The organism is Bradyrhizobium sp. USDA 4486 (assembly GCF_054057995.1).
On record NZ_JBSRZV010000001.1, the window covers coordinates 2,799,442 to 2,820,284 of the forward strand.

Here is a 20,843-nt window from a genome sequence, read left to right on the forward strand (position 1 = left end):
TGCTTCGCTGCGCTCGCAGTGACCTGGGTCTACGGCCTGATCGTGATGTTCTCCGGTGGCCCGACTTTGCGCAAGGGCTCTGCCAGCCGCGCGAACTCGCACAGCAGCGACCGTGTCCTCCGGGGATCGATGATCTCCTCGACCCAGAATTTTTCGGCCGAACGGAACGGCGAGCGCAGCTTGTTGAGGCGCTCCTCAATCTCCTTCAGCTTCCCCGCCTTGTCCTCGGCCGCATCGATCTCGGCGCGGTAGGCCGCCTCGATGCCGCCTTCGAGCGGCAGCGAGCCCCAATAGGCCGACGGCCAGGCATAGCGGATCGAGAAGCGGTCGGCCGGCTGATGCACCACACCAGCCACACCAAAAGCGTTGCGCAGGATCACGGTGCACCACGGCACCGTGGTCTGGTTGACCGCCGCCATGGCGCGGACACCGTGGCGGATGGTCGCCGCCTTCTCGGCCTCGAGGCCGATCATGAAGCCGGGGCAGTCCATGAGATAAACGATCGGCAGATGGAAGGTTTCCGCGAAGTCAACCCAGCGCACCACCTTCTGGCAGGCATCCGCGGTCCAGGAGCCGCCATAGTGAAAGCTGTCGCTGGCGAGCACCATCACCGCCCGGCCTTCGAGCCGGGCAAGACCAACGATGATCGGCTTGCCAAAATTCCTGGCGACCTCGAAGAACGATCCCTTGTCGACGACCGACTCGACAATGGGCCGCATCTTGTAGACCTGCTTGCGGTTGCGCGGCACCGCATTCATCAGCGCTTCGTCGCCGCGTTCGGGATTGTCGGTGCAAGGCACAGTCGGCGGCAGCTCGTAGACCGACGACGGCAGGTAAGAGAGGAAGCGCCGCGCGCAGGCAAAAGCCTCATCCTCGGTGTCGACGGCATGATCGACCGCGCCGGCGCGGGTCTGGATGTCGGCCCCGCCGAGCTCCTCCTTCGAGAGGTCCTGGCCCAGCGCCTTCACCACCGGCGGCCCCGCGACGAACATCGCAGACTTCCGCGTCATGATGGAATAGTGGCTGGCGGCAAGACGCGCCGCGCCGAGGCCTGCGACCGAGCCGAGACCGAGCGCGACCACGGGCACGCGCGACAGGTTCTCGGTCGTGAAGCGATACCAGCGCGTGCCGCCGATGCCGCCCGGCAAGTTCGCCGCGCCCTTGGTCTCGATGGTCTTGACCGAGCCGCCGCCGCCGGACCCTTCGATGATCCGGACGATGGGTAGCCGGAAGTCGTGCGCCATCTCCTCCGCCATCAGCGGCTTTGCAGAAATGGAGGCATCCGCAGATCCACCGCGCACGGTGAAATCGTCGCCGACGACCACCACAGTGCGGCCGTCGACGCGCGCGCGGCCGAACACACAGTTGGCCGGCGTCAGTTTCTTCAGATCGCCGCTGGAATCGTACTCACCGATGCCGGAGACGGCACCGATCTCGTGGAAGCTGCCTTTGTCGATCAGTCTGTCGATACGCTCCCGAACAGTCAGCCGGCCCTGGTCATGCTGTCGCTTGACCTTGTCAACGCCGCCCATCTCCCGCGCGAAGGCTTCGCGCCGGGCGAGCTCGTCGAGTTCCGGCTTCCAGTTCATTCACTCCCTCCGAATGGATCGGCTTGTTATTGTTGTGCAAGGCCATCGCGACCGGTTTGCGCGAGATACGGTTGTTGAAGGCATCGCCTTCGGCGCCCTCCATCAGGCTGGCGAGCGAACGGCCGAGCGCGAGCATCGGCGGCGCGACCTCGGCATGCAGCCGCTCTTCGTCATACATCGCCGAGAGTAGACCGATCGTGATGACGACGAAGGTCTGATATTGCGGGGACCAGATCGGCACCGCGAGGCCGTTGATGTGCGGGCTCCACAGGCCGCAGGCCACGACATAGCCGCGCTCGCGCAGCGACTGACGGTTGGCCTCGATGCGGGGCCTCAGGATCTTCGCAGCCTCGGGCGCTTCCCGCTCCATCTCCGCGATGAAGGCGTCGCCGACTTCCGGCGCCAGCGCCGCGGTGTAGGCCGCGCCCGCGGCGGTCGACGCCATCGAGATGCGGCTGCCGGTGCCCTCGTGCAGGCCGAGCGCCGCGGCCGAGCGCGCGAACTGGAGATAGACGAGATGGAAGCGATCGGGGACGACGAAGCCGACCGTGCCCGGCAGCTGCTCGGCGAGTTCCTGAAGCCGCTGGCGGATCATGCTGCGCAGCTGCGCGCCCTTCATCATCGAGGCGCTCATCGCCACCGCGCTCGGGCCGATGCGATACTTCTGATCGCGCGGCAGATAGACCAGCTGTCCCATCCGCGTCAGCGTGTGCGTGAGCCGCGACACCGTCGATCGCGGCAGGCCGCAGCGATTCGAAATCTCGAGATTGCCGAGCCTCGCCTCGTGGCCCTCGAAGCATCGCAACACGTCGAACGCGCGCGACACCACCTGGATGACATCACCCTCGCCGGCGTCGCCAGCGAGCGCACCTTGCCTACTCAACCGCTCCGATCGTCGTCCCATGTTTCCTACCGTTTGTTCCGCTCTGCGGAATTAAATTCCACTTTGTGAACGACGCTACCTCAGTCATTTTGCGACGACAACAAAAAGGCGATGGCATGCCAGAAATTAAGATCGTCACCGAAGTCGCGGGTCGCATCTGCGCAACTCCCGTGCAAGTTGGAGGAACCGTGCGGATGGCGAGGACGTTGTAGTGGTCGAGGCGATGAAGATGGAGATCCCCGTGCCCTCGCCCGCGAGCGGGACGATCACATCACTGCTCGTCAAGGTGGATGACGTCGTTGCCGAAGGACAGGCGATCGCGATTGTCGCGAGCTGAGTGCCGGTCATCGCCGAGCGCGACAATGTGTCAGAGGGCTCTCGCGTCGCGGATGATAAAGTGCTCGTTATGCGATCAGCTGCTCCACAAGCTTGTCCTGCCCGGGCTTGTCCCGCGCATCCACGTGCCTGTATTTTACGTGAAAAGAAGGTGGATGGCCGGGACAAGCCCGGACAAGCGGCCATGACGATTGCGAGACATCGCGCTAGAAGCGGGCATTGTGCATTCGCGGGACGGCGTTGCCATCGCCTGATCGCGATGACATGATCTCTTTCAAACAAAACTGTGTTTCAAACAAAGAACGAAAATCTTCGCGGCAAAGCGAGGATCATTGGAGGGAATAAACATGTTTCGTGGGCTGATCCTGCTCGCGCCTGCGTTGGTTGCGGGCATTTCATTTGCGTCTACACGCTATGCTTTGGCCGAAGACATCAAGTTGCCGGCGACATTGACGTTCACCGCCTATGACACCGGCACCGCCGGCTTCAATATCGCGGTCGGCGTCGGCAAAATGATGAAGGACAAATACGGCACCGACGTGCGCGTGCTGCCCGCAGGCAACGACGTCGCCCGTCTCGCGCCGCTGCGCGCAAAGCGGGCCGCATCATCGGCGATGGGATCGGGCACCTATTTCGCGCAGGAGGGCGTGTTCGAGTTCGGCGCGAAGGAATGGGGCCCGCAGCCGCTCCAGATCCTGCTCTCGACGGTCGATTGCAATTGCGGTTCGCTTGGAGTCGCAGCCGACACCGGCGTGAAAGAACTGAAAGACCTGAAAGGCAAGCGCGTCGGCTTCGTGGTCGGCTCGCCCGCGCTCAACCAGAACTCGCTCGCGGTGCTCGCCTTCGCCGGCCTGACGCAGAAGGACGTCAAGGCGGTCGAGTTCGCCAGCTACGGTGCGATGTGGAAAGGCCTCATCAACAACGACGTCGATGCCGCCTTCGGCACCACGATCACCGGCCCTGCCAAGGAAGCCGAGACCTCGCCGCGCGGGCTGATCTGGCCGCCGCTGCCCGCCAAGGACAAGGAGGGCTGGGCACGGATGCAGAAGGTCGGCTCGTTCTTCTTCCCGCAAGTCGCGACCTGCGGCGCCGGCATCTCGCCCGAGAAGCCGGTCGAGCTCGGCAACTACCCCTACCCGATCTTCGTCGCCTACGCCTCGCAACCGGCTGACCAGGTCTATGCGATGACGAAAGCGATGATCGTGAATTACGATGCCTACAAGGACTCCGCGCCCGGCGCCGGCGGTCTCGCCGCCGACCGCCAGACCAAGAACTGGGTGGTGCCGGTGCACCCCGGCGCGGTGAAGGCGCTCAAAGAGGCCCGGACAATGGTCCGATGCGCAGGAGGCCCACAACAACAAGCTGTTCAAGCGCCAGGAGGTGCTCGCTGCCGCCTGGGCGGAGTACGGCAAGTCCAATCCGCCATCGGACGACAAGGCCTTCCTCGACGGCTGGATGAAGGCGCGCGCGGCGGCGCTGGCGAAAGCGGACATGCCGAACGGGTTCGAGGATTAGCGCGAGATGGGCTCGTTCGTTGCTACCCGACAGGTGCGCTCCGTCCCCGGCTTGCGCAGGGCTATCGCATATGCGGATAATGCTGCAGGTTCGATGTGTCTTGTGAGCAGCCGATCGCTCCACAAACTCGTCATGCCCGGGCTTGTCCCGGGCATCCACGTCTTGTTTTGCAGGAGTGAAGAGGTGGATGGCCGGGACAAGCCCGGCCATGACGATGTGGAAACAATAGCGCCAAAAATCACACCGTTTTCATATGCGATTGCCCTACCCGCTTGCGGGGGAATTCCCCAGAGGAGAGAGCCCTCACCCGCCGCTGCGCAGCGACCTCTCCCGCAAGCGGAAGAGGCTGGGGAGCTCGCAGCCCGATCGCGTCAACCAACAGTCATTCGCTTGGTTAGTAGTTACCAGCCCACGCGGGGTCGATGATGTCTTCTGCTTCCAACTCCACCGGCCCGAAGGACGAGGCAAGGCGGGTCGTGCTCGACGATCCGCACGGGGCCGCCGGCAACATGCAGGAAGCCGAAGTCACCCGCGTCCGGACGCTGCGCGGCGCCTGGCGCTGGATGCTGATCGTCGCAACCGCAGCGACCATCCTGCTCTGCATCAACCAGCAATTCTCGCTGCGCTTCTTCATCGGCTACACCCAGCTCAACACGGAGTATTTCTATCTCCTGATCGCCTTGATGCTGCCGTTCACGTTCTTGATCTTCCCGGGCACCGAGCGCGCGCCGCTCGACCGCATTCCCTGGTACGACCTCCTCTTCTTCGTCGTGAGCTTCGCTGCGGCATTGCTGCTGATGTCGAACGTGCGCAAGGCCGCCGAGGCCGGCTGGGAATTCGGCGGCGCACCGAATACCGTGATCGCGGCAGGCCTCGTGATGTGGGCGATGCTGATGGAGGCGCTGCGCCGCACCGGCGGCTGGAGCCTGCTGCTGAGCGTGCTGCCCTTCACCGTCTATCCGCTGTTCGCTGAATCCGCCTGGCTCGGGCCGTTCCGGGGCACGCAGTCCACGATCGAGCAGGCGACCGCCTATCACGTGCTCTCGGGCGAGAGCCTGCTCGGCATTCCCATTCAGGCCTTTGCCGACACCGTGATCGGCTTCCTGGTGTTCGGCACCGCGCTGATGATGACGGGCGCCGGAAAATTCTTCATCAATCTCGCCTTCGCGCTGTGCGGCACCTTCCGCGGCGGCGCGGCGAAGGTTTGCATCTTTGCGAGTGGCCTGCTCGGCATGATGTCGGGCTCGATCATTTCCAACGTTCTCACCGCCGGCACCATGACCATTCCAGTCATGAAGAAGAGCGGCTTTCGCGCCTCCTATGCCGGCGCGATCGAAGCCTGCGCCTCCACCGGCGCGGTGCTGGCGCCGCCGGTGATGGGCGCGACCGCCTTCGTGATCGCGCAGTTCCTCAATGTCAGCTACGCCGACGTCGCGGTCGCCGCGATCATTCCGGCGGCGCTCTATTATGTCGGCCTGTTCATGCAGGTCGACGCCTATGCCGCCCGTCACGGGCTGAAGGGCATTCCGCGCGCCGAGCTGCCGCGGATCAGGGATACGATCAAGGACGGCTGGTACTACGTTTTCGTTATCGCGCTCCTGATCGTAATGCTGCTCTATTTCAAGCGCGAGAGCCACGCGCCATTCTACGCAACCGCGCTGCTGCTGGTGCTCAACCAGTTCTTCTCCAAGGACACGCGCTGGACGCTCGCGACCATCGGCAAGTTCCTCGAGGTCAACGGCCGTACCTTCGTCGAGCTGGTCGGCATCCTCGCCGGCTGTGGCCTGCTGATCGGCGCGTTCTCGATGACCGGCGTGGTGTCGAGCCTTGCCAACGACCTCCTGCACCTCGCTGGCGACAATCCGTTCCTGCTGCTCGGCATGTGCGCCCTCACCAGCCTGATCCTCGGCCTCGGGCTAACCACCACGGCCTGCTACATCTTCCTCGCCATCCTGGTCGCACCCGCACTGGAGAAGCTCGGCCTCAACAGGATGGCCGTGCACATGTTCATCTTCTACTGGGGCATGCTGTCGTCGATCACCCCGCCGGTCGCGATCGCCTCCTTCGCGGCCGCAGGCATTGCCGGCTCGCCGGCGATGAAGACCGGATGGGAATCGATGTGGGTGGGCAGCATCATCTATTTCATCCCGTTCTTCTTCGTGCTCAACCCGGCGCTTGTGCTGCAGGGCCCGAGCCCTTATCTCGCCGGCCTCGGCCTGATGGGGCTCGCCGCATTCGGGACGATGTTCATCTGCGGCGGCATCCAGGGCTACCAGGCCTTCGTCGGGGACTTGCGCGGCAGCGGCGCGCTGGAATGGCCGGTCCGCGTGCTGCTGGTGATCGGCGGCTTCGTGGTGGCGACGCCCGGCGGCGGAATCATGCCGCTGTCGCAGATGCAGGTGACGCTGCTTGGCCTTGCCATCCTCGCGCCCACCGTCTTGATCGCCCTGCTGCTGGTCCGGCGACAGGCCACCGTCCCTGACGGGTTGCGCGCGCCCTGATTGCGTTGCACAACAGGCGCGATGAAACCGCTCTCGCCTCTCGCCGCCGCCTGGACCCGTTCGAAACCGCCGTTGCTGCGGTTTTTGGACACTTGCCTCAATGAATTCTCTGCCGAAACTTCGGGCAATGTCGCCAACTACATTCCGGAGCTGGGCAAGGCTGACCCTGCCCATTTTGGCATCAGCCTCGCCACGCTGGACGGGCACGTCTACGAGGCCGGCGACTCCAGGGTGCCCTTCACCATCCAGTCGATGTCGAAGCCGTTCGTGTTCGCGCTGGCGCTGGATCTGTTGGGCGCGAGCAAGGTCGAGAGCGCGATCGGGGTCGAGCCGTCGGGCGATCCCTTCAACTCGATCCGGCTCAATTCCGACAACCACCCGTTCAACCCGATGGTCAATGCCGGCGCGATCGCCTGCACCGGGCTGATCTACGATAGCAAGGGCGCAGACGCCTTCGAGCAGATCCGGCTCGCGCTCAGCCGCTTTGCCGGCCGGGACCTTGCTGTGGATGAAGCCGTCTATACGTCCGAAAGCCAGACCGGCGACCGCAACCGCGCCATCGGCTATCTGCTCAAGACCAATTCGGTGATCTCGGACAATGTCACAGGCGTGCTCGACGTCTATTTCCGGCAATGCGCGGTGCTGGTCACCGCGCGCGACATCGCGGTGATGGCGGCAACGCTCGCCAATCGCGGCGTCAATCCCGTCACCGGCGAGCAGGTGCTGACGCCGTATGCGATCTCGCGCACGCTGTCGGTGATGACGTCGTCGGGCATGTATGACTATGCCGGCGAATGGATCTACCGGATCGGCATTCCCGCCAAGAGCGGCGTCGGCGGCGGCATTCTCGCCGCCCTGCCCGCCCGGCTCGGGCTCGGCAGCTATTCGCCAAAGCTCGACAAGCACGGCAACAGCGTGCGCGGCATCAAGGTCTGCGAAGCGCTGTCCTCCCATTACGACCTGCACATGCTCAACCGCAGCGACGACGCGCGCAACGCCGTCATCGCCGACTACGATATCGGCAAGAGCCCGTCCCGCCGCGTCCGTCGTCCGCAGGAGCGCGAGATTTTGGCCGCGCATGAGCAGGAGGTGCGGATCATCGAGCTGGTCGGCACGCTGTCGCTGTCCGCGGTCGACTACGTCTCGCGCCGGCTTGCCGGGCGGCCGCGGCCGCAGATCGTGGTGTTCGACCTGCACCGCGTCACCGCGACGACGCGCGCCGGTGCGCGGCTGATCGCCGAGGCCTTCGAGGAGCTCGCCGCGCTGAACGTCACGGTTGTGCTGTCAGGCGTCAGGCGCGCCTCCAGGGAGTGGAATACGCTGCGGGAGTGGACGGCGGAGCTGAAGAACGTCCGCGACTTCTACCTGCTCGACACCGCGATCGAATGGGCGGAAGACCAGATCGTCTACCGCTACGGCGGCTCGATCGATTTCCACGAGACCACCGAGCTGGACGAGCAGCCGCTGCTGGCCGGGCTCAGCGCGGAAGACCTGACCGACCTCGCCTCGATCTGCACGATCAGGACCTATCAGTCCGGCGTGAAGATCATCAGCGCAGGCGACCCGGCCGATGCGCTATTCTTTCTGCGCAGCGGCGCGGTGCACGTCACCCTGCCCGACGGCATCAGGCTGGCAACGCTCACGGCCGGCATGGCGTTCGGCGAGATGGCGCTGATCGAGACCACCCGCTCCGCCGACGTGTTCGCGGACATGGCGGCGACCGCGTTCGAAGTACCGCTGAAGGCCTTTGAGCGCTTCCGCGACCAGCATCCACACGCCGGCGAGCGCATCATGCGCAACCTCGCGCAGCTGCTCGCCGATCGCCTGATCGTGGCCAATGCGAAGGTCGATATTTTGACGTCGACGTGAGCGCACGCCTCGTCCTTCGAGACGACCGCTTCGCGGCCTCCACGCCGCGCACTCGGTCCTCATCCTGAGGGCCCGCCAACGGCGGGCGTCTCGACGGATGGCCACAGGGATAATCACTTAAGCATGATCCGGAAAAGTGCGAAGCGGTTTTCCGAAAAGATCATGCGCAAACAACAACCTAAAGTGCGATGACGATTTATCCCAATCTCATCGCGCTTTAGCGGCTCGCGGCCTCGCCAAGCCGCCGCTTGATCTTCGCCGCGCTTGCCTTGAGCACTTCGGACGGCTGCTGGCCGGTCGCGGCGCACAGGCAGGCCCAGTAGTAGATGACGTCGCCGAGCTCATCGACGAGGCCGGCTTTGTCGAGCCAGTCGTCGCGCAGCAGCTTCTTGATGTGGTCGGCAACCTCGCCGGATTCGCCGGCAAGGCCAAGACCGAGATAGGACAGCCGCTCGTTGGACGGATGCTCATCGACTTTCGCAATGCTCGCGGCCCAGACCGCATATTCATCGATCGTCATGGACATCCCTCGCTGCGGATTTGGATCAGCCCACCACTTCGGTGACCGGCTGGAGATCGATCTCGAACGTCTCCAGGAATTTTGACGTCATGATGTAGAAGCCGACCGAGAGCTGCAATTCGACCAGCGCAGCCGGCGTCAGTTTCGACGCGATCGCCTTGAAGGTGGCGTCCGTCGGCTTTCTCAGCTTGACGATCTCGTCGGTGAAGGCGAGCGCGGCGCGCTGCACCTCGTTGAAGCAGGTCGCGGCCTGCCAGTTCTCGAGCGCCTCGTTCTGCTCGTCGGTGACGCCGACATTCTTGCCGATGCGCTTGTGCGCGACGATCTCGTACGGCGCCTCGCACAGAATGCCGGTGCGCGTGATCGCAAGCTCGCGCACGACCGGATCGAGCTCGCCCTTGTGGCGGATCGCGCCGCCGAGGCGGCAGTACTGCTCGAAATAGCTCGGTGAATGCGCCATCATCCGGAAGATGTTGGCGTGGCGGTTCTTGTCGAGGATCTCGCGGGTGCGGTCGGATGCGTTGACTGGGTCGCTGTAGCGGATGCGGGCCATGAATTTCCTGAAGATTTCCCATGCTTTTTGTCGTCAGCGGCGAAGTTTCCCCAAAACTCTATTCTTGCGCGACCCCAGGAGCAACATCATCGAGTCAAATTGCCGCCGCATTGCTGATCGACGTTGGCACAGTCGATATTCGCCGCGTGGGGACAAATCGCGGTGAATACTCGCAAGGGGTGTTCCGAGTAAAAACAATTGGCCGTCGATTGCGCTAGCCACGCGCAGCGATGAGTCACGCCCAAGTCTAGGGAGAAAAGGCATGAAGGAAGCCACCAAGGGGGCGGCCTCGGGAGCGCTCGCGCATATGCTGGCGGTGACGGCGATGCTCGTCATCGCCAGCATATTGTTCTACGCGCGTTAGTTGCGTTGAGTTGGCAGTTTTCGTCATTCCGGGGTGGCGTCTCGCACAGCGCCAGGCCCAGAATCCCGTTCCAGGTTCGGTCCGCTAGGACCGCCCCCGAATGGCGAATCAGGCTAAGGCCTCGTTCCGAGCGGGATGGGGCTTTAGCTTCCGGTATCGAGGTGCTTTCCTGACGCAAGCCCGTATCCAATTCGCTCAAGAAAAGCTCTAAGCTTTCTTCGTGAAGAACGGCACGCGTTTCCCGGCAAAGGATTTGAAGCTCGCAGTCACCTCATCACCGATGATGAGATCCTGCTCGCCATGCGCCATCATGCGGAAGCCTTCGGCGCAATCGACCAAGAGGATGTTATAGGGCACGTGCGCGCGCGCCTCGGGCGTGGCGGCGCGGCAGACCAGCGAGGTCGCATAGACCCTGCCCTTGCCGCTGGCGCATTGCTCGCGCGGGTCGGCAGCTCCGCAGGCCGCGCAAAAGGCGCGATGGAAATATTGGACGTGCCCGCATGCGGTGCAGGTCTGGTAGGTGATGGCCTCTTCGCCCTTGGTCCAGTCGGCCAGACGCCCGCTCATCGCACCCGCTCCAGGAACATGCTGACATGGGACGACAGCACGCCGCCGTCGCCGTGCAGGAGCGCGATCGAGGCGTCACGCACCTGCCGATTCGCCGCCCCGCCCGTCATCTGCAAGTACGCCTCGACCAAATGCGCCATGGCGCCGCCGACGCCGCAATGGCCGTAGCTGAGCAGGCCGCCATGGGTATTCAGGGGCATCGCGCCGTCGCGGCCGAAATGACCTGATCGCACGCGGGCGGCCGCCTCGCCGCGGCCGGCGAGGCCAAGGTCTTCCAGCAGCATCGCGAGTGTGATGGTAAAACTGTCGTAGATCGCGGCGTAGCGCACGTCGGAAATCGCAAGGCCGGTCGCTTCCTTGGCGCGCGCGATCGAGATCTCGGCGCCGAGCTCGCTGAGGGCGGGTGCAGCGGTGACATGCTGATGGGTATGCGCCTGGGCACAGCCGCGGATGCGGACGCCAGCCTCGCCGATCTGTTCGCGGCTGATGATGAAGGCAGCGCCGCCGTCGGACACCGGACAGCAATCGAGCAGCTTGAGCGGCATCGCCACCGGCTTTGACGCCATGACGTCCGCGACCGTAATGGGATCGTGGAACTGCGCGCCGGGATGGGTGCAGGCGTGGGCACGCATCAGCACCGCGAATTCGGCGAGGTCTTCTTCGGTCACGCCGTATTCGTGCATGTAGCGCGACGCGACGAGACCGTAATAGGCGGGAATGGTCGGCCCCAGTGGCACCTCGTAGTCGGGATGGCCGACCTGCGCCAGCGCCTGGATCGAGGCATCGCGGCTCTGCCCGGTCAAGCGGTTCTCGCCGGCAACCACGAGCACGTTGCGCGCGACGCCTGCCTCGACGAGATGATGGGCGAGCATGGTCATCGCGAGACCGGTGGCGCCGCCGACCTGCACGGCGTGAGCGTAGGACGGACGGATGCCGAAATGCTCGGCGAAGACGGTCGCAAGCATGATGTGCGGTGAGACGGTGGAGTAGCCGCAGAGAATGCCGTCGATCTCGGCGCGCTTGAGCCCGGCATCGTCGAGTGCGAGTTGCGCCGCCTTGCTCATCAGGTCGAGCGAGGACGAGCCTTCGTGCCTGCCGTAGGGCGTGAGGCCGACGCCGGTGACGAAGGTCATGGTGCAACCCCCGTCGTCATTCCGGGGCGATGCGAAGCATCGAACTCCGGTGCGCGATTGCGCACCTGAGAATCTCGAGATTCCGGGTTCGGTCCTACGGACCGCGCCGGAATGACGGATGAGTGAGCTTGCGCCATTGCTTCCCCTACTCCGGCGCCGTGCGCGTGACGCCGTCGCGGACCATGGTGGCGATCTCGTCTTCGGAGTACCCGATCTCGCGAAGAATCTCCGCGCCGTGCTCGTTGAGGCGCGGCGCCAGCCGCACCGGCTCGGCCTCGGTCTCCGACCAGCTCGCCGTCACCTTCATGCTGCGGATCGGGCCTTCGGTCGGATGCGTCACGACCGGGAAGAAGCCGGTCGCCTCGAGGTGTGGATCGTGCAGGATCGATGCGAGGTCGTGCATCGGCATCACGGGCACGTCGGCCTTGGTCAGAAGATCGATCCACTCGGCGGTCGTGCGCGTCTCGAAGATGCGGGCGAGCTCGGCGTAGACGACGTCGATATTGGCGGCGCGGCCTGCAAAGGTTGCAAATTTGGGATCGGCGCGGAGGTCGTCGCGTCCCGTGGCGTTGAAGAAATTCTGCCACTGCTTGTCGTTGTAGACGATCACGCTGAGATAGCCGTCCGAGGTCTTGTACGGCCTGCGGTCGCGCGAGAGGTGGCGGGCGTAGCCGCCTTTGTCGAGCGGCGGCTCATAGGTGAGCCCGCCCATGTGGTCGCCCATGACGAAGCCCGCCATGGTTTCGAACATCGGGATGTCGACGCGCTGGCCGCGGCCGGTGCGGTCGCGGTGCACGAGGCTGGCGCAGATCGCGCCGACGGCGGTGAGGCCGACGATGCGGTCGACCAGCGCGTTCGGCACGTAGCGCGGCACGCCGTCGCCAGTCTGCGCCATCAGCGCCGGCAATGCGGTGGCGCCCTGGATCAGATCGTCATAGGCGGGCTTTGCCGCATAGGGCCCGTCCTGACCAAAACCGAACACGCCGGCATAGACGAGGCGCGGATTGATTTTCGAGACCACGTCGTAGCCGAGCTGAAGCCGGGCCATCGCCTGCGGGCGGACGTTGTAGACGAGGACGTCGGCGTCCTTCAGCAGCCGCAGCACCGCCTCGCGGCCGGCGGGCTTCTTCAGGTCGAGACAGATCGAGCGCTTGCTGCGGTTGGTGTTGAGGAACACCGGTCCCATGCCGGCATGGCGGGTCGGGCCGATCAGGCGGGTGACGTCGCCGTCGAGCGATTCCACCTTGATGACGTCGGCACCGTAGTCGCCGAGCATCTGGGTCGCATAGGGCCCCATCAGCACGGTGGTCATGTCGACGACCTTGATGCCCTTCAGCGGCCCCATGCGTTCGCTCCCGATTGCGCGGGCTCCGAAAGCGGCCCCGCGATTTCGGTCCAGCTAAAGGCAGCGGCGCCGCGCGCGCAAGGGCGGCTGGCGTATGGCCACATGCGCGGCGGCGCGCCCGCTATTTCTTCTGGCGGGATTCGCGGATCTTGATGAGACGGTCGAGCTCTTCGTTCTGCTGGTTGATGCGGTCGGCGATCCGCGACTCGTTCTGCTCGCCGGAGGCGGCCGCGGCCTGCTCGATCAACTGGCGAATATTGTCCTCGATGATCGCGATGCGGTCGTTGAGGGCTTCCAGCGAGAGTGAGGCTTCGTAATCATTGCTCATGATGTTTTTCCGCAAATCGATCAGAGCCGGAGGGTGGGCAAAGCAAAGTGTGCCCACCATGATCTAGCGCAAGGAAAATGGCAGGCGCGGCGCTATGGCGCCTTTGCCCACCCGAAAGCTTACTTCAGCGGCTCCAGCACGGAGACGTAGTTGGCGACCGCCGCCCCGCCCATGTTGAAGATGCCGCCGAGCTTGGCGTTCTTGAGCTGCATGCCCTCGGGCGCCTGGCCGGCGAGCTGCATCGCGGTCATCACATGCATGGAGACGCCGGTGGCACCGATCGGATGGCCCTTGGCCTTGAGGCCGCCGGACGGATTGACCGGCAGCTTGCCGTCCTTCAGCGTCCAGCCCTCCTTGATGGCGTGGGCGCCCTGCCCCTTCGGCGTCAGGCCCATTGCTTCGTACTCGATCAGCTCGGCGACGGTGAAGCAGTCATGGGTCTCGACGAAGGAGAGATCGGACAGCGTCACGCCCGCCTTCTCCAATGCACGCTGCCAGGCAATCGTGCAGCCCTCGAACTGGAGGATGTCGCGCTTGGACATCGGCAGGAAGTCCTGGGCATGCGCGGTGGCGCGGAAGCCGATCGACTTAGCCATGCCCTTGGCGGTCTCGGCATCGGCCAAAACCAGCGCCGCGGCGCCGTCGGACACCAGCGAGCAGTCGGTGCGCTTCAGGGGGCCGGCGACGTAGGGGTTCTTCTCGCTCTCGGCGCGGCAGAAGTCGAAGCCGAAGTCCTTGCGCATCTGGGCGAAGGGATTGGCGACGCCGTTCTTGTGGTTCTTGGCCGCGATCAGCGCCAGCGCGTCGGACTGGTCGCCGTATTTCTGGAAATAGGAGCTGGCGATCTTGCCGAACACGCCCGCAAAACCGCCGACGGTGTCGCCGTCCTCAGGCAGGTAGGATGCCTTGAGCAGATTCTTGCCGATCTCCGGACCCGGGGTGCGGGTCATCTGCTCGACGCCGACGACCAGCACGATCTTGGCCGCGCCTGCGGCGATCGCGCGCAGGCCCTGGTGGACGGCGGCGGACCCGGTGGCGCAGGCGTTCTCGACACGGGTCGCCGGCTTGAAGCGCAGATTCGGATCGGCCTGGAGCACCAGCGAGGCGGTAAAATCCTGCGGCGAGAAGCCGGCGTTGAAATGGCCGAGCACGATCTCGTCGACGTCGGAGGCCGAAATGCCGGCATCGGCCAGCGCCTCATTGGCCACGCGGGTGACGAGGCTTTCGACGGTTTCGGTGTCGAACTTGCCGAACGGCGTATGCGCCCATCCGACGATGCTGGCGGTCATGGTCTCTTCTCCCTGGGGTCTCTTAGCCTGAGCTAAGTCTTAGCCCAGGGATGGCAAGACTTCACGCGGCTTTCAGGGCCGCGAGGGTGCGCTGGCAGATGGCAGTTATGCCGGCCCAGTTGCCGGCCCGGATCTCGGCCGTCGGACACAGCCAGGAACCGCCGACCGCGACCACATTTGGCTCGGCCAGCCAGCTCGCCGCATTGGCCTCGCCGACCCCGCCGGTCGGGCAGAACCGCACGTTCGGGAACGGCCCGCCGAGGGCGCGCAGGCCCTTGATGCCACCGGCCTGCTCGGCCGGGAAGAATTTTGCGACGTCGAAGCCGTGCGACAACGCCAGCATCAGCTCGGAGGCGGTGGCGATGCCCGGCGCGAACGGCAAGGAGCTGTGGGCGGCGGCCTTGAGGAGATCGGGCGTCAGGCCCGGACTGATGCCGAAGGCGACGCCGAGCTTCTCGACGCGGGTGAAGTCGGCCGGATTGAGGATCGTGCCGATGCCGACGACCGCCTCGGGGACCTCGGCCATCATCGCCCGCGCCGCCTCGATCGCGACGGGGGTGCGCAGGGTCACCTCCAGGGTGCGGATGCCGCCGGCCACCAGCGCACGCGCCAGCGGCACCGCGTCCTGGATGCGCTCGATGGTGAGGACGGGAATGACGGTCGCGGCCTTGAACAGCGCGACGAGGTGGTTCTGTTGGGCAGTCGTGGTCATATTGATCGCTTCTTCACTTGGTCGCCTGGCGCGAGGTCGCCGGCCGGTGCCGCTTCTTCGGCGGCATGGCATAGCCCGGAATGATGGCGCCGGGATAGCAGATCACGAGGCTGGCGAGACGGTGACCGGCCTGGGCCGCCTCGACCGGCTCGGCGCCGGCCAGCCGGGCGGCGATATAGGCCGCGGCAAAGCTGTCGCCGGCGGCGGTGGTGTCGACGACCGGCTTGGTCATCGGCTCGGCGCGCACCTCGTGCGTCCCGCCGGGGAAACGCAGCAGGCTCACTGGTTCGGCCAGGCGGAACACCAGCTCGGGCGTCGGGATGCGCGCCATCAGCTGATCGTGGTTCTCGCCGGGATAGAGCGCGAGCAGATCTTCGGTCGAGGTCAGCACGATGTCGGCGGCCGCAAAGGCAGTGGCAAACACCTCGCGCGCGACATCGCGATCGGGCCAGCCGCGCGCGCGAAAATTCGTGTCGAACACGAAGCGCGTGCCGAGGAGCCGCGCGCGCTTGATCGCGGCGAACAGGCGCTCGCGCCCCGCCTGATCATAGATCGAGAGCGTGATCGCGGAGAGATAGACGATGTCGTAGCTCATCAGCGAGTTGAGCAGCTCGTCCGTCTCCGCGCAGGCTCATCAGTTGCCGCGCCGCCGCGCTGTCGCGCCAGTGAAAGAACTGGCGCTCGCCCTTGGCGTCCGTCTGGATCATGTAGAGGCCGGGCAGCTTGCCCGGCAGCCGCACGACCCGCCGCGTGCCGACGCTCTCCGCATTCCAGGCCGCGATCATCTCGTCGCTGAGCGCATCATCGCCGAGCGCGGTGAGATAGTCGACCTTGACCTCGAGCCGCGCGAGATACACGGCCGTGTTGAGGGTATCGCCGCCGAAGCCTCGCGAGTACAGGCCGCCGCCCTGCCCTGAGGAATGTCCCCCTTGGGCCTGCCGGAGCTCGACCATGCATTCACCGATGCAAGCAACGCTCGCCATCGTCATATCCACGCTGTTCATCTGATAGCTCAGGCGACGAAGTTGCCGCCGAGCTCGTCTTCGATGTGAATGCGGATGATGTCGTCGAAGGACTTTTCTTCGGTGGTGAAGCCGAGCTCGCGCGCGCGCTTCGCCTCGAAATTGCGCGGCCAGCCGCCGACGATGCCGACGATGAACGGATCGAGCTCATGCTTGATGCGCGCGGCGACCTTGTCGCCGGCGACGCGCCGGAGCGCGGCGATCTGCTCGCCCACCGTGGCCGAGAGGCCGGGCATGGTCAGGTTGCGGCGCGGCCCGACCTTGGCGAGGTCAATGGTGCCGGCATGCAGCAGGAAACCGACGGCGGAGCGCGGCGTCGCGTGCCAGTGGCGGACGTCCTCGGAGACCGGGAGCACCGCTTCCTTGCCGGCGAGCGGCTCGCGCAGAATGTTGGAGAAGAAGCCCGATGCCGCCTTGTTGGGCAGGCCGGGCCGGATGCAGATAGTCGGCAGGCGGATGCCGATGCCGTCGAGGAAGCCGCGGCGCGAATAGTCGGCCAGCAGCAATTCGCCGATCGCCTTCTGGGTGCCGTAGCTGAGCAGCGGGGTGTGGAAGAACTCATCGCCGATCGCATCCGGGAACGGGGCGCCGAACACCGCGATCGAGGATGTGAACACCACGCGCGGCTTGTAGCCGCCGCCGGCCAGGCGGATGGCGTCGAGCAGCATCCGCGTGCCGTCGAGATTGATGCGGTAGCCCTTGTCGAAATCGAGCTCGGCCTCGCCCGACACGATCGCGGCGAGATGGAAGATCACGTCGGGGCGGCCGGCGATCAGCTTCTCGGCTGCGCCGGGGACGGCGAAATCGCCCGAGACGGTCTCGACGGGGAAGCCGGCCTTCTCCGGCTTCTTCGGCTCGACTACGTCATGCATGGTCAATTTGGTGATGTCGCTCTTGCCGAGCCGGCCGTCGCGCTGCAGCCGTTCACACAATTTACGGCCGACCATGCCGGCGGCGCCCAGAACCAGAATGTGCAAGAGCTTAACTCCTTCTTATTGGCCGGAACGCGCCGCTCCTGGCGCGCTCTCAAGGCGGGCGCCGCTGGTCATTCCTTCACGGCGCCGGTCATCGCCGAGACATAATGCTCCACGAAGAAGGCGTAAAGGATGACGAGCGGCAGCGAGCCGGCCAGCGCTCCCGCCATCAGCGACCCCCAGCGATAGATGTCGCCGTCCACGAACTCGTTGACGATCGCGACCGGCACCGTCTTGTTGCTGGTCGATTGCAGGAAGGTCAACGCATAGATGAACTCGTTCCAGCACAGTGTGAAGCAGAAGATGAAGGCCGAGATCAGACCGGGGATCGCGAGCGGCAGCACGATCTTGATCAGGATCTGCCAGCGGCTCGCCCCGTCGATCAGAGCGCATTCCTCGAGCTCGAACGGGATGGTCTTGAAATAGCCCATCAACAGCCAGGTCGAGAACGGGATCAGGATGGTTGGATAGGTCAGGATCAGCGCCAGCGGCGAGTCGAACAGGCCATACTGGAACACGACGGTCGCGAGCGGAATGAACAGGATCGACGGCGGCACCAGATAGGCGAGGAAGATCAGCCCGCCGACGAGATGGGCGCCCTTGTAGCGCAACCGCACGATGGCATAGGCGGCCAGCACGCTTGCGAAGATCGAAAGCACCGTCGCGCAGACAGCCACGTACATCGTATTCCAGAGCCAGTGCGGATAGTAGCTCTCGAACAGCAGCTTGTGGAAGTGCTTGAACGTCGGATTCCAGGTCCAGAACGGATTGAACCTGTCGAGATCGAGCAGCTGCTCGTCGGGCTTCACCGACGTCAGCGCCATCCAGTAGAACGGGAACAGCAGGACGAAGACGATGATCCCGAGCGGCAGATACAGCGTCACGATCCTGCGCGGCACCGACTGCAGATAGCTCATGCCCTCGCTGTGATCTGCCGTAGGCGCCGAGCCCGACAGCACATTCTTGAGATCGATGGATCTGGTGGGCAGGTCAGTCATTGCTCTCTCCCTGCTGCCATTTCCGGCGCTGCAGGCCGAACCAGGACACCATGATCGCAGCGAGCAGGAACGGAATCATGGCGCTGGAGATCGCGGCGCCCTCGCCGAGCTGCCCGGCGATGATCGCGCGCTGATAGGACAGGGTCGCCATCAGATGGGTGGCATTGACCGGGCCGCCGCGGGTCATGGCCCAGATCAGCTGGAAGTCGGTAAAGGTGAACAGCACCGAGAATGTCATGACGACGGCGATGATCGGTGTCAGCAGCGGATAGGTGATATGCCGGAACATCTGCCAGCGCGAGGCACCGTCCAAGGTCGCCGCCTCATAGAGCGACGGCGAGACGGTCTGCAGTCCCGCAAGCAGCGTGATCGCCACGAACGGCACGCCACGCCAGACATTGGCGAAGATCACGCAGATGCGTGCCCACGTGGTATCGCCGAGGAAATTGATGTTCTGGCTGATCAGCCCGAGGTGCCTCAACGACCAGGAGATGATCGAGAATTGCGAGTCGAAGATCCACCAGAAGGCGAGCGCGGAGAGCACCGTCGGAACGATGAAGGGGATCAGGACCAGCGCGCGCAGCATCGCCTTGAACGGCATGTGCTCGTTCAACAGCAGCGCGAGGTAGAGCCCGATGCCGAATTTGAAGGCGCTGGCGACGAAGGTGTAGAGCAGCGTGTTGGTCACCGATAACCAGAAGATGGAGTCGTCCCAAAGCCACTCATAGTTCTCGGTTGCGATGAAGTGCCCGACCCTGCCGATGCGGGTGTCCGTGAAGGACAACCAGATGCCGAGCCCCAGCGGATAGGCCAGGAAGAAGATCAGGATCGCCATGGCCGGCAGCATGAACCAGAAGCCGAGCCAGTTGCGATTGTGTTTGAGCTGGTTCCAGGCGCTCGCCTCGCTCATCTGAGGCTTGGCCCGGGGAATTGCGACATCAGCCATGCCCGATATCCCTGATCGAAATGTTGACGAGCGGGCGGCCGGTGGGCCGCCCGCCCCGTGACCGTCAGCGATAGATGCGCTTCAGCTGGCGCTCGGCTTCCGCCATCGCGCCCTTCGCATCCTTGGCGCCGGTGCAGTAGTTAGCGAACATGTCGACGACGATGAAATCGGCGATCGCGGTCGCCGCCTTCTCACCGACCGTGCCGATGCCGGACGCCGGCAGCGTGCGCTTGGAGGCCTGGGAGAACACGGCGTTCTTCGGATCGGCGGTCCAGATCGGCGCCGACTCGTAGGCGTTCAGGGTCTGCGTGAGATAGCCCTGCGCGCCGTCCAGCCACTTCTCGTAGTTCTCCTTCTCCAGCATAAAGGCGATGAAGGCCTTGGCTGCGTTCGGATATTTGGTGAAGTTGAACGCGAGGATCGGCAGCGCGAGCTGCAGCTCGGTCGGCTTGCCGACCGGCCCGACCGGCCACAGCGCGTGATAGGTATCCTCGGCAAGCTCCTTCTTGCTCGGGTCGGTCTTGGCGGCAACGTAGATCGAGATGCCGTTCGCCGTGCAATAGAGCTCGCCGGCGAGGTACGCCTTGTTGTTGGAGGAGTCGTTCCAGGACGGGGTGCCTGGAATGAAGTTCTCGTAGAGCGCCTTGCAGTACTCCAGCGCCTTCGCCGTCTCCGGCGAATTGATGATGATCTTGTCGTTCTGGTCGACCGTGTAGGCGCCGTGGCCCCACAGCACCCAGTGCAGCCACGAATTGCCGTCGCCCGAGGCATGGCCGAGCGCGAAACCGGCCGGCGTGTTGTTGGCCTTGAGGGCCTTGCACATCTCGAGGAAGCCGGGGAAGTCCTTCGGGAACTCCTTGAAGCCGGCCTTGTCGAGCGCCGACTTGCGGTAGGTCATGTAACCGCCGTTGGTCGCGACGGGAATGCCGAGCCAATCGTCGCCGAGCTTGCAGGTCTTGGCGGCCGCATCGGTCCAGCCGCCATATTTCTTGCCGAGATAATCGGCGACGTCGTTCATCTTCAGCACTTTGGTCGGGAACAGCTGCGGCAGCGTGTGCAGACCCCAGGCGAGATCGAGTCCCGAGCCGGTATTGGCCGCAACCGAGGCCTTCGGCTGCACGTCCTCGAAGGACTCGCTGAACACGTTCATCTCGGTGCCGGTCGCGGACTTGAACGCCGCCACCATCGCATTGAACGCATCATCTTCCGCCGGCACGAAGCGCTTCCACCGCATCACGGTCAGCTTCGCGCCCGGCTCCGCCTTCCAGGGCGCGCTCTGCGCCCAGGCCCTAGCGAAGTCGAACAGTGCCGGCCCGGTGAGCATGCCGGTCGCGGCCAGAGCCGTTCCGCCCTGAAGCAGAGTCCGGCGGGTAAAGTCTTGCATGTCGTCCTCCCTGTG

General features: G+C 64.6%; 17 protein-coding genes and 3 pseudogenes. 5 read left to right on the top strand and 15 right to left on the bottom strand.

Annotated features, from left to right (window positions below; all coding sequences use genetic code 11):
• Positions 1–29: 29 nt before the first annotated feature.
• Positions 30–1,589: an acyl-CoA carboxylase subunit beta gene (locus ACVWY3_RS13810; protein WP_456838941.1), complete on the bottom strand. Its 1,560-nt coding sequence runs from the start codon at positions 1,587–1,589 to the stop codon at positions 30–32.
• Entirely contained in the window at positions 1,519–2,493 is a 975-nt protein-coding gene (locus tag ACVWY3_RS13815) for an IclR family transcriptional regulator (protein WP_456838942.1), read from the bottom strand. The genes ACVWY3_RS13810 and ACVWY3_RS13815 overlap by 71 nt, the downstream gene beginning before the upstream one ends.
• A 95-nt stretch (positions 2,494–2,588) precedes the next feature.
• Between ACVWY3_RS13815 and ACVWY3_RS13820 the strand changes: the two are divergent.
• The 4 genes and pseudogenes from ACVWY3_RS13820 (at position 2,589) to glsA (ending at position 8,693) form a co-directional block, all read left to right on the top strand.
• Positions 2,589–2,809: pseudogene (locus tag ACVWY3_RS13820) on the top strand (acetyl-CoA carboxylase biotin carboxyl carrier protein subunit).
• 346 nt (positions 2,810–3,155) lie between these two features.
• Positions 3,156–4,323 (top strand): annotated as a pseudogene (locus ACVWY3_RS13825) (TAXI family TRAP transporter solute-binding subunit).
• 425 nt (positions 4,324–4,748) lie between these two features.
• On the top strand, positions 4,749–6,824 hold the full coding sequence (locus ACVWY3_RS13830) for a TRAP transporter permease (RefSeq protein WP_456843359.1): 2,076 nt from the start codon (positions 4,749–4,751) through the stop codon (positions 6,822–6,824).
• A 21-nt stretch (positions 6,825–6,845) separates the two neighbouring features.
• On the top strand, positions 6,846–8,693 hold the full coding sequence (gene glsA / locus ACVWY3_RS13835; protein ID WP_456838943.1) for a glutaminase A: 1,848 nt from the start codon (positions 6,846–6,848) through the stop codon (positions 8,691–8,693).
• A gap of 217 nt (positions 8,694–8,910) precedes the next feature.
• Here glsA and ACVWY3_RS13840 read toward each other — a convergent pair whose 3' ends face one another.
• Together ACVWY3_RS13840 and ACVWY3_RS13845 are read right to left on the bottom strand one after the other, a co-directional pair.
• Positions 8,911–9,213, bottom strand: coding sequence for a nucleoside triphosphate pyrophosphohydrolase family protein (locus ACVWY3_RS13840; protein WP_456838944.1), 303 nt, complete (start codon positions 9,211–9,213; stop codon positions 8,911–8,913).
• A gap of 25 nt (positions 9,214–9,238) precedes the next feature.
• A complete protein-coding gene (locus ACVWY3_RS13845; RefSeq protein WP_456838945.1) occupies positions 9,239–9,766 on the bottom strand; it encodes a carboxymuconolactone decarboxylase family protein in 528 nt (175 codons plus the stop codon).
• Between the two features lie 20 nt (positions 9,767–9,786).
• Here ACVWY3_RS13845 and ACVWY3_RS13850 point away from each other — a divergent pair, with 20 nt between their 5' ends.
• Complete coding sequence (locus tag ACVWY3_RS13850; RefSeq protein ID WP_456838946.1) at positions 9,787–9,984, top strand: hypothetical protein; 198 nt, start codon at positions 9,787–9,789, stop codon at positions 9,982–9,984.
• 353 nt (positions 9,985–10,337) lie between these two features.
• On the opposite strand, the gene ACVWY3_RS13855 is transcribed toward ACVWY3_RS13850, so the two are convergent.
• The 11 genes and pseudogenes from ACVWY3_RS13855 to ACVWY3_RS13905 form a co-directional block, all read right to left on the bottom strand.
• On the bottom strand, positions 10,338–10,697 hold the full coding sequence (locus ACVWY3_RS13855; protein ID WP_456838947.1) for a Zn-ribbon domain-containing OB-fold protein: 360 nt from the start codon (positions 10,695–10,697) through the stop codon (positions 10,338–10,340).
• Positions 10,694–11,830: a thiolase family protein gene (locus tag ACVWY3_RS13860; protein WP_456838948.1), complete on the bottom strand. Its 1,137-nt coding sequence runs from the start codon at positions 11,828–11,830 to the stop codon at positions 10,694–10,696. The genes ACVWY3_RS13855 and ACVWY3_RS13860 overlap by 4 nt, the downstream gene beginning before the upstream one ends.
• 145 nt (positions 11,831–11,975) lie before the next feature.
• A complete protein-coding gene (locus ACVWY3_RS13865) occupies positions 11,976–13,175 on the bottom strand; it encodes a CaiB/BaiF CoA transferase family protein (protein WP_456838949.1) in 1,200 nt (399 codons plus the stop codon).
• A 121-nt stretch (positions 13,176–13,296) separates the two neighbouring features.
• Entirely contained in the window at positions 13,297–13,503 is a 207-nt protein-coding gene (locus tag ACVWY3_RS13870) for a hypothetical protein (protein WP_456838950.1), read from the bottom strand.
• Positions 13,504–13,622: 119 nt separating this feature from the next.
• Positions 13,623–14,792 carry an acetyl-CoA acetyltransferase gene (locus ACVWY3_RS13875; RefSeq protein WP_456838951.1) on the bottom strand — a complete coding sequence of 390 codons (1,170 nt, stop codon included), beginning with the start codon at positions 14,790–14,792 and terminating at the stop codon, positions 13,623–13,625.
• Between the two features lie 61 nt (positions 14,793–14,853).
• Positions 14,854–15,504 carry a bifunctional 4-hydroxy-2-oxoglutarate aldolase/2-dehydro-3-deoxy-phosphogluconate aldolase gene (gene eda, locus ACVWY3_RS13880; RefSeq protein ID WP_456838952.1) on the bottom strand — a complete coding sequence of 217 codons (651 nt, stop codon included), beginning with the start codon at positions 15,502–15,504 and terminating at the stop codon, positions 14,854–14,856.
• A 13-nt stretch (positions 15,505–15,517) separates the two neighbouring features.
• Positions 15,518–16,487 (bottom strand): annotated as a pseudogene (locus tag ACVWY3_RS13885) (sugar kinase).
• A 29-nt stretch (positions 16,488–16,516) separates the two neighbouring features.
• A complete protein-coding gene (gene denD / locus ACVWY3_RS13890; RefSeq protein ID WP_456838953.1) occupies positions 16,517–17,503 on the bottom strand; it encodes a D-erythronate dehydrogenase in 987 nt (328 codons plus the stop codon).
• Between the two features lie 68 nt (positions 17,504–17,571).
• Positions 17,572–18,498, bottom strand: a complete 927-nt coding sequence (locus tag ACVWY3_RS13895; protein WP_456838954.1) for a carbohydrate ABC transporter permease — start codon at positions 18,496–18,498, stop codon at positions 17,572–17,574.
• The gene (locus ACVWY3_RS13900) at positions 18,491–19,444 is read right to left on the bottom strand and encodes a carbohydrate ABC transporter permease (protein ID WP_456838955.1); all 954 of its coding nucleotides are present in this window, start codon (positions 19,442–19,444) and stop codon (positions 18,491–18,493) included. The genes ACVWY3_RS13895 and ACVWY3_RS13900 overlap by 8 nt, the downstream gene beginning before the upstream one ends.
• A gap of 64 nt (positions 19,445–19,508) precedes the next feature.
• Positions 19,509–20,828, bottom strand: a complete 1,320-nt coding sequence (locus tag ACVWY3_RS13905) for an ABC transporter substrate-binding protein (RefSeq protein WP_456838956.1) — start codon at positions 20,826–20,828, stop codon at positions 19,509–19,511.
• Positions 20,829–20,843 lie beyond the last annotated feature (15 nt).

Coding starts and splice junctions, on each gene's coding strand:
- ACVWY3_RS13810 (WP_456838941.1), bottom strand. CDS start 1,589: ATGAACTGGAAGCCGGAACTCGACGAGCTCGCCCGGCGCGAAGCCTTC.
- ACVWY3_RS13815 (WP_456838942.1), bottom strand. CDS start 2,493: ATGGGACGACGATCGGAGCGGTTGAGTAGGCAAGGTGCGCTCGCTGGC.
- ACVWY3_RS13830 (WP_456843359.1), top strand. CDS start 4,749: ATGTCTTCTGCTTCCAACTCCACCGGCCCGAAGGACGAGGCAAGGCGG.
- glsA (WP_456838943.1), top strand. CDS start 6,846: ATGAAACCGCTCTCGCCTCTCGCCGCCGCCTGGACCCGTTCGAAACCG.
- ACVWY3_RS13840 (WP_456838944.1), bottom strand. CDS start 9,213: ATGACGATCGATGAATATGCGGTCTGGGCCGCGAGCATTGCGAAAGTC.
- ACVWY3_RS13845 (WP_456838945.1), bottom strand. CDS start 9,766: ATGGCCCGCATCCGCTACAGCGACCCAGTCAACGCATCCGACCGCACC.
- ACVWY3_RS13850 (WP_456838946.1), top strand. CDS start 9,787: ATGCTTTTTGTCGTCAGCGGCGAAGTTTCCCCAAAACTCTATTCTTGC.
- ACVWY3_RS13855 (WP_456838947.1), bottom strand. CDS start 10,697: ATGAGCGGGCGTCTGGCCGACTGGACCAAGGGCGAAGAGGCCATCACC.
- ACVWY3_RS13860 (WP_456838948.1), bottom strand. CDS start 11,830: ATGACCTTCGTCACCGGCGTCGGCCTCACGCCCTACGGCAGGCACGAA.
- ACVWY3_RS13865 (WP_456838949.1), bottom strand. CDS start 13,175: ATGGGGCCGCTGAAGGGCATCAAGGTCGTCGACATGACCACCGTGCTG.
- ACVWY3_RS13870 (WP_456838950.1), bottom strand. CDS start 13,503: ATGAGCAATGATTACGAAGCCTCACTCTCGCTGGAAGCCCTCAACGAC.
- ACVWY3_RS13875 (WP_456838951.1), bottom strand. CDS start 14,792: ATGACCGCCAGCATCGTCGGATGGGCGCATACGCCGTTCGGCAAGTTC.
- eda (WP_456838952.1), bottom strand. CDS start 15,504: ATGACCACGACTGCCCAACAGAACCACCTCGTCGCGCTGTTCAAGGCC.
- ACVWY3_RS13895 (WP_456838954.1), bottom strand. CDS start 18,498: ATGACTGACCTGCCCACCAGATCCATCGATCTCAAGAATGTGCTGTCG.
- ACVWY3_RS13900 (WP_456838955.1), bottom strand. CDS start 19,444: ATGGCTGATGTCGCAATTCCCCGGGCCAAGCCTCAGATGAGCGAGGCG.
- ACVWY3_RS13905 (WP_456838956.1), bottom strand. CDS start 20,828: ATGCAAGACTTTACCCGCCGGACTCTGCTTCAGGGCGGAACGGCTCTG.